We start from the raw sequence: 12387 nt of genomic DNA on the forward strand, positions 1-12387 counted from the left end.
ATAGGGTTCAGCCGCTCAGCGCGTCGATGATCTCGCTCAACGAATCCACCGCGATCGGCCCCGGCTGGTACAGACAGACCCGGTCGCTGATGCCGTCCACCCGATCGCGGATGTGGGCGGCCACCTCCTTCGGCGTGCCGCACGCAGCGATGGTGTGCAGCACGTCGTCGTCGATGAGGCGCGCCATGTCCTGCCAGCGGCCCTGCTTGGACATCGCGTTGAGTTCTGGCTGCAGATCGCCCCAGCCGTGCAGCTCAAGCACCGGCCGATAGGCGGGGGTGGAACCGTAGAACGACAGCAGGCGCCGGGCGGACAGGTGGCCAGGGTCCTGGTCGGCCACCGAGACGATGATCTCAGGCACCACCGCGAACCCGTCCCGGCTGCGGCCGGACGCCACCAGCCCCGAGTCCACATTGGGCATCGTCACCTCACGCAGGAACCGCTTCGACCCGAACGGCATCACCAGCAGCCCGTCGGCGACCTCGGCTGTCATCCGGGTCAGTCGCGGACCCAGCGCGCCCACGAAAATCGGCGGGGGCGTGAACTCAGCCCGGGGGATGAACGTCGGCGTCATCAGCGTGTGCCGGTAGAACTCCCCGTGAAAGTCCAGCCGCTCCCCGGTGGTCCAGGTGGCGAAGATCGCCCGCAGCGCGCCGACCATTTCGGCCATCCGCGCCACCGGTTTGTCGAATTCGGCGCCGTAGCGCTTCTCGATCTGCGTTCGGATCTGGGTGCCCAGCCCCAGCGTGAACCGGCCACCACTGAGCAGTTGGTGATCGACGGCCTGGTGCGCGAGGTGAATTGGGTTACGTGGAAACGCAATCGCGACGTTGGTCATCAGATCCAGCCCGCCGACGCCTGCCGCCAGCGTCAGCGGGGTGAACACGTCGTGTGGGCCCTCGAAGGTGAAGACGCCGCTCGCCCCGGCATCACGCAGCGCCCGCGCTCGCTCCACCGCATCTATCGGCCCGAAGAGTGCCGTCATCACCCGCACAACCTGCGAGCCTAATGTGGATTCGGCGCGCAATGCGAGGCTGGGTACGCGTAATGCGAAGCTAGGTGTCTGTGTGTGCCGAGGACGCGACCGAACTTTAGAGGAGATCAAGCCATGGCCGACGTCGTTGTCGTGGGAGCGGGATTCGCCGGACTCGCGGCGGCGCGCGAGTTGGTCCGGCTCGGGCACGACGTCGTCGTCGTCGAAGGCCGCGACCGGGTCGGTGGCCGGTCTCACACCGGAACCCTGGCCGGAGTTCCGGTCGATCTCGGCGGGACGTTCGTCGGCCCGACGCAGGATGCGGTGCTTGCGCTGGCCGCCGAGCTGGGGTGCGAAACAGTGCCGACCTACGGCCGCGGCAAGAATCTGATCCGCTGGCGTGGCCGGGTGCGCTCCTACCGCAGCACGATCCCGCGGCTGTCGATCCTGGAGTTGGTCGACGTGTCACGGGTCCAGTGGCGATTCGATCGCATCAGCAGGAAGGTCCCCGTCGCGCAACCGTGGACCTCCCCGATCGCCGCCGACCTCGACAGCATCTCGCTCGACAAGTGGCTGCGGTCGATGCACGCGGGCGCCTCTACGCGCGACCTGATGGCAATCATGGCCCGGGTGACATGGGGATGCGAACCCGACGCGGTCTCGATGCTGCACGCGGTGCGCTACGTCAAAGCCGCCGGCGGTCTGAGCCGGATGCTCGATACCGAAGGCGGCGCCCAGCAGGACCGCTTTCCCGCGGGAACGCAGCAGATCGCGCAGCGAATGGCCGACGAACTCGGTGACCGGGTAGTGCTGGACGCGCCGGCGACACGCATCCACCGGCAGCAGGACGGAACCACGACCGTCGCCGCAGGGCACAACGAGTTCACCGCACTGGCGGTCGTCGTCGCGATCCCACCCGAACACCGCTCCGGGATTCAGTTCGATCCCCCACTGCCGCCTGAGCACCAGGAATTGGTAGCGCACTGGCCACAGGGCCACCTGAGCAAGGCCTACGCGGCGTATGAGAGGCCCTTCTGGCGAGACAACGGATGTTCGGGTGCGGCGCTGTCCGACGAGGGGCCGGTGTTCATCACCTTCGACGTCAGCCCCGGCGACGCGGGCCCCGGCATCCTGCTCGGGTTCACCGATGCGCGCATGTTCGATCCGCTGACAAGCCAGCAACGACGCGACGTCGCGCTGGCCGGTTTCGTCGCCCTATTCGGCGACGCCGCGTCGAAGCCCATCGACTATCTCGATCATTGTTGGGGCACAGAGGAATTCGCCCCCGGTGGGCCGACGGCCGCAGTGCCGCCCGGCTCCTGGACGGGGTACGGGAAGTCGCTGCGCGCGCCCGTCGACACCATCTTCTGGGCGGGCACCGAGACCGCCGACGAGTGGACGGGCTTCCTGGACGGGGCGGTTCGCTCCGGCGTTCGGGCAGCCGGCGAGGTGCATCAGGAGCTGATGCGACTCTCCTGATCACCTTCGGTCGGCTCACCGTATTGTCCGGTCGCTGCGCTGGCCCCGCCGGTCACCGCATCAACCAACCATCGCAGTTGCGAGTTGACGTCGGCAGGCCGCTCGAGAATCGCGCAGTGCCCACCGGGGAGCTCGACCAACTTGGCGAGGTTCGGCGCGGCGGTCGCGATGTGGCGGGACGAGGCCATCGGTAGCAGACGATCTTTGTGGCTACCGATCACCAGAGTCGGGACGCTGAGATTCTGCAAGCCGATGTGCTGCGGACCCAGGTGGTCGACGAGAACCCGGATCCAGCCCCCCCGCCCGACCGACGGGGTGCCGTTGAACAAATCGAAAATGAAATCCCTGATGGCGGGGTCGGCCTCGCGGCCCACCGCAAGGCTCGACACGAAGCGATGCGTCAGAATATCGGCGGCCCGCACCGGCGGCGCCGACCCGAAGATCCTCAGCAGCGACCCCGCCGCCTGGACCCGCGCGCCGGACACCCGTGCCGGAACCGGCAGCAGGTTGATGTTGCGTAGCAGGTCACCGGTGGTGGTGTTGATCAGCGCGACCGCGTCAGCACGCTGCGCGACGCGCTGTGGACACCGCTCGGACCACGACGTGATCGCGATGCCGCCCATCGAGTGCCCCGCGATGACGGCGCGTTCGTCGGGTTTCAGCGTCGCCTCGAGCACGGCGTCGAGGTCGGCGGCCAGGTAGTCCAGGCTGTAGTCGCTGGGGCGCGGCGGCACGGAGCTGCGGCCGTGACCACGGTGGTCGTAGGCGATCACCCGGTAATGCTCGGCGAGGTCGGCGATTTGATAGGCCCAGACCCGCAGCGCGCAGGTGATGCCGTGGGCAAGGACGATCGGGTATCCGTCCGGCGGTCCGAACACCTCGGCATGCAGGCGCACGCCGTCCTTGGAGCGCACATCGACCGCACGCCCCTCGGGCAGAGCGTGGGCCGGGGCGAATAGGTCCTTCCCTCGGCCCCTACCACCTCGTGCCATGCGCTCCCCCTGTGCACTCGTTAGTTCCGGCGACTTTGCCGCGTAGCAGACTGTACCGCCGCGTACCACTCGCGCGGGCCGACTACGGTGCAGTGAGATCTATTCGCGACAACACTTTAGGGAGGCTGTGATGCGCGCAATTCAGCTAGCGGTACTCGAGGGACCGCAGGCTGCAGCGGTCGTGGAGATCGACGAACCGCGCGAGGACGCTGCCGGGGAGAACACAATTCTGGTCGACGTACACGCCGCGGGAGTGGCGTTTCCCGATGCGTTGCAGTCCCGCGGGCTCTATCAGTACAAGCCGGCCCTGCCCTACACCCCGGGCGCGGAGATCGCCGGGGTGGTCCGCAGCGCACCCGAGGCAGCAGGTGTTCGGCCGGGCGACCGGGTCGCCGGACTGACGATGCTGTGTGGGGCGATGGCCGAAGTCGTCGCGCTGCCACCGGAGAGACTGTTCAAGCTGCCGGATTCGGTGTCGTTCGAGGCCGGTGCCGGGCTGTTGTTCAACGATCTGACGGTGCACTTCGCGCTTCGGAACCGGGGCCGACTTCGCGACGGCGAGACCGTGCTCGTCCATGGCGCCGCAGGCGGTATCGGCACCTCGACGCTTCGGTTGGCGTCCGCGTTCGGCGCGTCCCGGGTGATTGCGGTGGTCAGCAGCGAGGACAAGGTCGAGGTCGCCCGGGCTGCCGGGGCGACCGAGGTGGTGCTGGCCGAGGGGTTCAAGGACGCGGTGAAAGCACTGACCGACGGCCGGGGTGTGGACATCGTCGTCGACCCCGTCGGTGGCGACAGATTCACCGATTCGCTGCGTTCGCTGGCCCCGGCCGGCCGGTTGCTCGTCATCGGGTTCACCGGCGGTGAGATTCCCACGATCAAGGTGAACCGGCTGCTACTCAACAACGTCGACGCCGTCGGCGTCGGCTGGGGGTCCTGGACCCTGAGCCATCCCGGCTACCTGCAGGAGCAGTGGGCCGAGTTGGAACCGCTGCTGGCATCAGGGGCAGTGTCAGCGCCCCAACCTGTCGTGTTCCCCCTCGAGCGGGCGGCCGAAGCGATCGCCTCACTGGAAGACCGGACCGCGAAAGGCAAAGTCGTCGTCGCGATACGGTGACGCGCCACTGGCTGACCCGCCGGCCGAACCGCTGGGTCAGGTGATCCAATCAGGCTGCTGATCCACGGCGACCGCGGAGAAGTCCTTGTGCGCCAGGCCCGCCAGCGTGCCGCCGTCGACGACGAATTCCGATCCGGTCGAGAAGCTCGACTCATCGCTGGCCAGGTACACCACCAGGTTGCTGACCTCCTTGGGCTGGGCGATGCGCCCCAGCGCGCTCTGGAAGATATCCTCGGGCACCCAGTCGGCCATCGGCGTCTTGACCAGGCCGGGATGCACGGAGTTCACCCGAATCCCGAACTGCCCCAATTCCACAGCGGTGGACTTGGTCAGCCCGCGGACCGCGAATTTCGTCGCGGTATAGCCGTGGCTGGCGACGGTGCCGGCCATCCCTTCGATCGAGGAGATGTTGATGATCGACCCGTGACCGGCTCTCTTCATCGCCGGCACGACGGCTCGGATACCCAGGAAGACGCCGGTGAGGTTGATGTCGAGGATGCGGTGCCATTCTGCGAGCTCGAAATCCTCCACCGTGCCGATGTTCAAGATGCCGGCGTTGTTGACCAGCACGTCTACTCCGCCGAACTCGGCAACGGCGGCGGCCACCGCAGCATCCCAGTCTTCGCGGCGGGTGACGTCGAGATGAACGTAGCGCGCTCGGTCACCGAGTTCCTCGGCCACCAATTCGCCTTCGGCATCGAGAATGTCGCCGCACACCACTTTCGCGCCGTGAGCGACCATCTCGCGGGCGTGCGATGCGCCCATGCCCCGGGCTCCGCCACTGATCAAGACGACCTTGCCGTCCAACCGTCCAGCCATGAATTCCCCTGTCATCACATCATTTTCAGCTCGTAGTCACCCGGGTTCGGGCGATGTGTCCACTTCCAGTAGTCGACGATGCGCCACGCGAACAGCGTAGGCAGTTCACCGGCTGAGTTCTTGTAGTAGCTGCTCGTGACGGCGGGGTGCGCGTAGACCATGGTCTTGAGGCGAGCCTGGCTGCGCCGGTCATAGTCGGTGCACACGTCGGCCCTTGGGGTGGCCGCAGCGGCTCCGGAGGTGAGTACCAGGTCGATACACCCTAGGACATAACGCATCTGGCACTCGGAGTTGTAGATCAGGCTGGTGCCGTTGACTGCGTTGGTGCCCGGCCCGAACAAGCAGTAGAAATTCGGGAAGTCAGTCACCGTCACCCCCAGGTAGGCGTAAGCGGCATCGCCCCATGCCTCGTTCAACCCAATGCCGTTCAGCCCGCGGACGTCGATCGGCCCGAGCTGGTGATTGACGTCGAAGCCGGTGGCCCACAACACCACATCGGCCGGCCTGTGCCGGCCGCTGACATCGGTGACGCCATGTGCGCCGATCTCGGCGATGCATTCGGTGACCAACTCGACGTCGTCGCGCTGCAGCGTTGTCAGCCACGTTCCGTCATCCTGCAGGGTGCGCTTGCCCATCGGCGGATAGTCCGGCGTGACCTTGGCCAGTAAATCCGCGTCGGCGGTGAAGGCCTGCATCCACGCGACGAACACCTCACGGATCGTGTGATTGCCTGCACTGACCGATAACCCGCCATTGTCCCAGTCGGGGTCGATCGTGATCTGCTCGTTGAGCGCGTCGGCGATCGGCCACCAGGTCACGAATCGCAGCCACCGCCCGTAGTAGGGCAGATGCCGGGTGGCCCACCGTGCACCCTGGCCGACCGGCGCGTGATAGTTGACGTTGGGCGCCATCCACTGCGGGGTGCGCTGATAGACGTCGACGTGTGCGGCAGTATCCGCAATCGCCGGGACGAGCTGGAAACCGCTGGCGCCCGCCCCGATGACGGCCACGCTCTTGCCCGCCAGGTCGATGGAGTCGTCCCAGTCCGCGGTGTGAAACGACGGCCCTTCGAAATCCTTGGCACCCTTGATATCTGGGATCACCGGGTTGCTGAACTGGCCGACCGCGCAGATCAGTCCGCGGGCGCTCAGCGTCTCAGGAGCACGGGGGGAATCGGCCGTATCGTGGGTGGGACGGATCTTTATCTGCCAGGTCGACGTCGCTTGGTCCCATTCGGCGCCGATGACCTCGGTGTCGAACCGGACATGATCGGCAATCTCGTAGCGCGCCATCACATCGTTGAGATACTTCAGGATCTCGGGCTGGGTCGCGTAGTGATGTTCCCAGTGGTCGGTGGGCTCGAACGAATACGTGTAGTACTGGCTGGCGATATCGACGCGGCACCCCGGATAGCGGTTGGCCTGCCAGGTGCCGCCCGCCCCGGATTGCCTCTCCACGATCGTGAACGGGATGCCGGCTTGTTTGAGCTTGATGCCCGCCAGTAACCCGGATTCGCCGCACCCGATGACGACCACCGGAAACCCGGCGCGCTGTTCAGCGGTGGAGGCCAGCACCGGGCCGTTCTGATCGACATCGGTGAGGCGCAGGTCGGCGGCGATGTAGTCGATGAACTCCTCGGTCACCTGACCGGCGGTCATCACATTCAGCATGCTCCGAAGCTGGTGCGCATCGGGGAGGAACGGCGGCGGGCACCCCTTGTCGCGGTAGTCGCGGACGGCCTCGAAGGCCCGCTCGCGCACGGCTTGCTTGTCCGGCTCGCTCATCGCGCCCTGCAGATCCATCGCGATGAGCTGGTACGGTCCGGGCAGCTCGTCGAGGATGCCGAGATCGCCGGTCATGTGCACCATCGACATCAGCAGGGCAGGCACGCTGGCCTCGTCGATCGCCGCGCGGATCACCTCGTCGGCATCGTCGAATGGCAGGCCCGTCAGCCGAGCGAATTCTGGGTCGCGCACCGCGGAGGCGGTGACCTCTGGCATGTAACACACCATACAGATGTCCGTGCATGGATGATCAGTCTGGGCGCGCCTCCCCCCGTCCCCCCTCCGGCCGAGCGTGCGTGTCTGCACGCCTCCGCGCGGCGCGTCGCGTACAACGGCGCGCGCTCAGCGCCCGCGAGGTACGCAATACTGTGACGATGAGCAGTCTTGCCGGCAAGGGCATTCTGGTGACCGGGGCAGCTTCAGGTATCGGGGCGGCCACCGTGGAGAAGCTGCTGGCCGACGGTGCATCGGTGATCGGCGTCGACCTCGCTTCCGAAGCACCGCAAAACCTTTCGACTGAACTTGAGTATTACCGCGCCGATGTGCTCGACAGCAATGCCGTCGAACGCGCGGTGGCCGCGGTTGTCGACAAGGCCGGCCGGATCGACGGCGTGGTCCATTCGGCCGGGGTGGGGGGCGGAGGCCCGATCCACCTGCTACCCGATGAGGAATGGGACCGGGTGCTCGACGTCAATCTCAAGGGCACCTTCGTGGTGATGCGGGCCGCGCTGAACCAGATGATGACCCAGGATCGAGTCGACGGCGAGCGGGGCTCGATCGTGACGTTGTCCAGTATCGAAGGGCTCGAGGGAACGGCGGGCGGCAGCGCGTACAACGCTTCCAAGGGAGGGGTGGTGCTACTCACCAAGAACGCCGCAATCGACTACGGGCCCAGCGGAATCCGCGCCAATGCGATTTGCCCGGGTTTCATCCAGACCCCGCTGTTCGATTCAGTCATGGAGCTTCCCGGCATGGACACGCCACGCGAGGGCTTACGCCATGAGCACAAGCTTCGGCGGTTCGGTCGGCCCGATGAGGTCGCCGCTGTGGCGGCTTTCCTGGTCTCGAGTGAGGCCAGTTTCGTCAGCGGCCAGGCCATCGCCGTGGACGGCGGCTACACCGCTGGGCGCGACCACCACGTGACCGAGTTGTTGGGCCTCGGCGAGCAGTAGCCAGACTGGGTCACCAAAGCACCGCGACCGCGGCGGCCGCAAATGCCAGCACGCCGACGGCTGCGAACAACGGACGCGGCACCGCGTCCCCGGTCCGCTTCTGCCGGGCAGCGCCCATACCCAACAGTCCGCCGAGGACCACCACGATCACCAACTTGATCACGATCTTCGGGTAGTTGAGTTCGATACCGGCCGGCCACGGTGCGGCAAGTGCGAGGCCGGTGACCAGTGCCAGCAGCAGACCGTAGTCCATGACGCGGGTCATACGGAACCGGCCCGCCGCCGCCTCAGCCACCCACGCCCCGAAGGTGATGGCGAAGGCGACGATGTGGAACAGAACAACTACAGACCGTAGTACTTCCATGGCGTGAGGCTACCGCAAAGGCGATCGTTCAGTTCTCACGGACGAACTGACGTATTCGGACAACCGATGTATCCCGACAAGTAAGGACAAGTCCGTGGCGGACATCGCCCGCCGGGATAAGGAGGGACATCGGTGATCCGAAGCCTCATCTGGTCACCGGCGACCGCCCAAGAGCTTCGTGGAGGAGATCGACAGCACGTGCGGCACTCTGCGCGGCGCCCTCCATGGTGGTCGGCCAATCATTGTGGGTCCAGTCGCCGGCCAGGGCGAGGTTGGGCAGAGCCGTGCGATTGCCCGGCCGTATCGTGGACATGCCCACCCGCGAGGAGAACGTGGCCTTCGGCCACGGCACGAGGGTGACGTCGAGCACTTCGGCATCCCGGGCGTTGGGATAGCCGGCACGCAGTGCGGCAACGAGACGGTGTGCGACCTCTGCGTTCCTGAGGCCCATCAGATCGTAGGCAGCGCACGTGGTGAGTGCGTACAGGTGATTGCCGTCGTCACGCGGGCCGTGCATCCGGTCACGGTCGAAAACCCAGCCGATATCGCTGTCCAACAACGATTCCCACGGTGTCATGGTGCCGAGCGGACGGTCCAACAACACATAGGCGTTCATGATCGGAACCGGTTCGAGCTTCTTGGCGGCCAGCCGGATGTCCTCCGAACTCGGGACATCATCCAGCAGCGACCGCAGGTTCCAGGACGGAACCGCGAGCACCACAGCATCGGCTTCCGCCACCGAACCGTCAGCCAGCTTCACGCCGGCCGCACGACCGTCGACTACCCGGACCGATACCGCCCGGGTCCGCAGTCGCACATCAACCCCGCGGTCGGCCATCACCCGGCGCGCCCCGTCGAGGTAGAGCTGCTCCAGATCGACCGTCGGGTAGCCGATGCGAGCAGCGCTACTGCCCGTCCGGCGCACCCGGTCGGCGCCGGTCCGCAATAGGGCGGCGAACGCATGTGCCGAGGCAAGGCGCGGCAGCTCGTTGAGCAGACCGAGCACCATGGGGTCGAGCATGATTCGGCGAACCTCAGCGGGAAAACGGAGCCGGTCCAACCACTGGTCGACGGTGACGTCGTCAAGTGCGTCGTCGAACTCGATCACGTCGCGGGCCAAGCGAACCCATGCCGGCACGGCCTTGATCAAGGTCGGGATGCTCAACCCCCTGACCTGACCCAGGACCAGGTTTCGGATGCTGCTGAAACGCATGCCGAACTTCTCCACGTGCCCACCCGGATACCGCACGCCGAACTCATCGGGGAACTCCACCAGACCGGCGGTGCCAATCGAAGCCAGGTACCGGAAGACATTCTGGTAGGAACCCGCCAGCACGTGCTGCCCGTTTTCTATTGCATCACCGTGCTCGGAGGTCAGGCCGATGGTGCGCCCGCCGAGTGACCCGTTGCTCTCCAGCAGTGTCACGCGGTAGCCCAGTTCGGCCAGCCACACGGTGGAGGCCAGGCCGGCCAGGCCGGCACCCACGACGATGACGTGCTGGTCCCGCGAGGAGGTCATGTTTCGATCGTAGGAGGCACTCGATCGCGACTGTCAGGCGACCAAGAACAGAGCCGCCGCGGCCACAGACTCGACAAGGAAGTAGAACCAGTTGGGGTAGAAGCTCGTTCGGCCATCCGGAGCTGACGCCAGGCGACCGAATGCCATCCCGGCCAGCGCGGCGGCGACCGTCATCAGGATGCCGGAACGCAGTTCGGGGGCGGTGAGGGAAACGACGAGCATCGCGGCGATCGCGAGACCGAATCCGCCGTAAACGCCGCGAACCTCGGCGCGAGATGCAGCGCTGCCCAGGCTGATGTCGAACGGGGCGAGCAAGCGAGCTGGGGTCGCGAGGGCGTACACACCCATTCCGGCGAAGAACACCGCGACGATGATTGTGACGACTTGACCTGTGACGACCACGCTTGCCTCCATTTCCGCGAAGTAGGAGTACACCACGGGCCGCCAGTTGATATCGAACCCGCCAGTCGGATGTGACTGTGTTGGGAATGTGCTGTCGATCCGCCTGTGGCGTGTTATCGCGCGTCTAATTGTGGAGTAGTCAGTTGAGCGGACGGAGCCCCAAGATGAATCGTTTGACCGGATTGGACGGTATATCCCTACACGGCGAGACAGCCGTGATGCCCACTCACGTTCTCGCGGTCGTATTCTTCGACCCGGCAGCGCGCGGTGAGTTGACCGCGCGGGCGCTCTTGAGACAGCTGGCTGAGCGAGCGACGGCGATACCGAGTTTCCGGCAGCGCCTACTCACCAGACCCTTCGGACTAGGCCAGCCGGCATGGATTGAGGACCCCGCCTTCGATATTCGGGACCACCTGCATCATGTGCGGTTGCCCGAGCCCGGGACCATGGCAGAGCTGAGCGCTCTTATCAGCGACTTCCACGCGCAACCTCTGGACCGCCGGCGGCCGCTGTGGGATGCGTGGGTGTTGCAGGGTCTCGCCGACGGCAGGCTGGTCGGGGTGATCAAGTTCTCCCACGCGATGGCTGATGGGGTGGGCGCGGTCACCTCCTTGCTGCCGGAGCTGATGACTGCCCATCCAAATGCTGAATTCGCCCCGGCGCCGCCTCGGCCCCGGGCCACGACGCCCGGCGTGGCAGCACGGGTGTGGGACGCGATCGACGAGATCACCGCCAACACCGCGGCAGGCCTTCATGTCACTGCCAGATTGGCTCCCGCAGCGGTGAAGTCGGCGGTGGAAAGCGCGTTGGGATCGGCGCGCCAGCTACTCGCGGGCACCGACCTGCAACCCGCCGACGTCCCTAAGTCACAGCAGGAGCAGAGCTCGCCGAGAACCGTGCTGAACGCCCCACTTACTGCCCGACGCAGCGTGGCGTTCGCGGAGGTGTCGATGGAGGATCTGCGCGCGATCTCGACAGCATTCGGTGTCACCATCAACGATGCCTTCCTCACCGTGACGACATCGGCGCTGCGGCGGTGGCTGGACACCCATGACGCGGTGCCCAGTTCGCCGCTGCGCGCCATGATGCCGATCTCGACGCGCAGCGCTGACGACGATGCCGGCAATAGTTGGTCTCCGGTTGTGGTCTCGTTGCCGGTGCAACTCGCCGACGCGACCGATCAGATGGCCGGAATTCATGCCGCGACATCACGTATCAAGAATGGACGACGCTCGGCGCCCCCGGTCAACCTCGCCGATGTCATCGACCTGGTGCCGCCAGGGGTGATCGGGTTGGCGTCGGGTCTGTACAGCAGCCTGAAGCTGTCTCGGCTCCATTCCCCGGTGGCTCACCTGATCACTTCCAACGTTCCGGGGCCACGGGACACCGTGTACTGCGCCGGGGCGCAAGTCGTTGGCATACACGCGATGGCCCCACTGGTCGAGGGCACCAATCTGAATGTCACCGCCGTGTCCTATGGCCGAAGCTTCGCAGTGGGCATCGTCGCCTGCCCCGACAACGTGGAGGACGTCGCAGGGGTCGCGCGCGGCATCGAGGATGTCGTTGGTGAGCTGAAAGTTGCCGCCGACGAAAAGGCCGGTCGCGGCGCAGACGTGGCTTTCGCCAGCCAACTCGACAGAGCCGTGGCACTCACCACCACAGCGCAATTCGCCGCTCACGCTATGAATGGTCGCAGCGAGCAGACCGGAACCCCCGGTACTAAACAGCCGGCCTAGCTGGGGTGGTGGCGCGACAACATTTCATGCCCC

Annotated in this window: 11 protein-coding genes; 4 read left to right on the forward strand and 7 right to left on the reverse strand. The window is 66.1% G+C overall.

Annotated features, from left to right (window positions below; all coding sequences use genetic code 11):
* Window positions 1–7 precede the first annotated feature (7 nt).
* Window positions 8–985: a TIGR03617 family F420-dependent LLM class oxidoreductase gene (locus tag ACPGXI_RS05910; RefSeq protein ID WP_526650790.1), complete on the reverse strand. Its 978-nt coding sequence runs from the start codon at window positions 983–985 to the stop codon at window positions 8–10.
* Window positions 986–1108: 123 nt separating this feature from the next.
* Between ACPGXI_RS05910 and ACPGXI_RS05915 the strand changes: the two genes are divergently transcribed.
* A complete protein-coding gene (locus ACPGXI_RS05915; RefSeq protein ID WP_526650792.1) occupies window positions 1109–2452 on the forward strand; it encodes a flavin monoamine oxidase family protein in 1344 nt (447 codons plus the stop codon).
* On the opposite strand, the gene ACPGXI_RS05920 is transcribed toward ACPGXI_RS05915, so the two are convergent.
* The gene (locus ACPGXI_RS05920) at window positions 2428–3444 is read right to left on the reverse strand and encodes an alpha/beta fold hydrolase (protein WP_526650794.1); all 1017 of its coding nucleotides are present in this window, start codon (window positions 3442–3444) and stop codon (window positions 2428–2430) included. The genes ACPGXI_RS05915 and ACPGXI_RS05920 overlap by 25 nt on opposite strands.
* 130 nt (window positions 3445–3574) lie before the next feature.
* Between ACPGXI_RS05920 and ACPGXI_RS05925 the strand changes: the two genes are divergently transcribed.
* Complete coding sequence (locus ACPGXI_RS05925) at window positions 3575–4558, forward strand: NADPH:quinone oxidoreductase family protein (RefSeq protein ID WP_526650796.1); 984 nt, start codon at window positions 3575–3577, stop codon at window positions 4556–4558.
* 36 nt (window positions 4559–4594) lie between these two features.
* Here ACPGXI_RS05925 and ACPGXI_RS05930 read toward each other — a convergent pair whose 3' ends face one another.
* Both ACPGXI_RS05930 and ACPGXI_RS05935 read right to left on the reverse strand, forming a co-directional pair.
* A complete protein-coding gene (locus tag ACPGXI_RS05930; protein WP_526650922.1) occupies window positions 4595–5377 on the reverse strand; it encodes a glucose 1-dehydrogenase in 783 nt (260 codons plus the stop codon).
* Window positions 5378–5391: 14 nt separating this feature from the next.
* Window positions 5392–7377 (reverse strand): flavin-containing monooxygenase, encoded by a 1986-nt coding sequence (locus ACPGXI_RS05935; RefSeq protein ID WP_526650798.1) that lies wholly within the window; start codon window positions 7375–7377, stop codon window positions 5392–5394.
* Between the two features lie 158 nt (window positions 7378–7535).
* On the opposite strand from ACPGXI_RS05935, the gene ACPGXI_RS05940 reads away from it, so the two are divergent.
* Window positions 7536–8333: an SDR family NAD(P)-dependent oxidoreductase gene (locus tag ACPGXI_RS05940; protein WP_526650800.1), complete on the forward strand. Its 798-nt coding sequence runs from the start codon at window positions 7536–7538 to the stop codon at window positions 8331–8333.
* A gap of 10 nt (window positions 8334–8343) precedes the next feature.
* Here the strand turns inward: ACPGXI_RS05940 and ACPGXI_RS05945 are convergent, their stop codons facing one another.
* From ACPGXI_RS05945 to ACPGXI_RS05955, 3 genes are all read right to left on the reverse strand, one after another.
* Window positions 8344–8697: a Fe-S protein gene (locus ACPGXI_RS05945; protein WP_526650802.1), complete on the reverse strand. Its 354-nt coding sequence runs from the start codon at window positions 8695–8697 to the stop codon at window positions 8344–8346.
* Window positions 8698–8842: 145 nt separating this feature from the next.
* Window positions 8843–10216, reverse strand: coding sequence for a hydroxysqualene dehydroxylase HpnE (hpnE, locus tag ACPGXI_RS05950; protein WP_526650804.1), 1374 nt, complete (start codon window positions 10214–10216; stop codon window positions 8843–8845).
* Between the two features lie 33 nt (window positions 10217–10249).
* Window positions 10250–10630, reverse strand: coding sequence for a DUF4345 family protein (locus ACPGXI_RS05955; RefSeq protein ID WP_526650924.1), 381 nt, complete (start codon window positions 10628–10630; stop codon window positions 10250–10252).
* 152 nt (window positions 10631–10782) lie between these two features.
* On the opposite strand from ACPGXI_RS05955, the gene ACPGXI_RS05960 reads away from it, so the two are divergent.
* Window positions 10783–12354 (forward strand): wax ester/triacylglycerol synthase family O-acyltransferase, encoded by a 1572-nt coding sequence (locus ACPGXI_RS05960; RefSeq protein WP_526650805.1) that lies wholly within the window; start codon window positions 10783–10785, stop codon window positions 12352–12354.
* The last annotated feature ends 33 nt before the right edge of the window (window positions 12355–12387 follow it).

Origin of the sequence: Mycobacterium sp. (assembly GCF_049608025.1) — a bacterium.
GTDB lineage: Bacteria > Actinomycetota > Actinomycetes > Mycobacteriales > Mycobacteriaceae > Mycobacterium.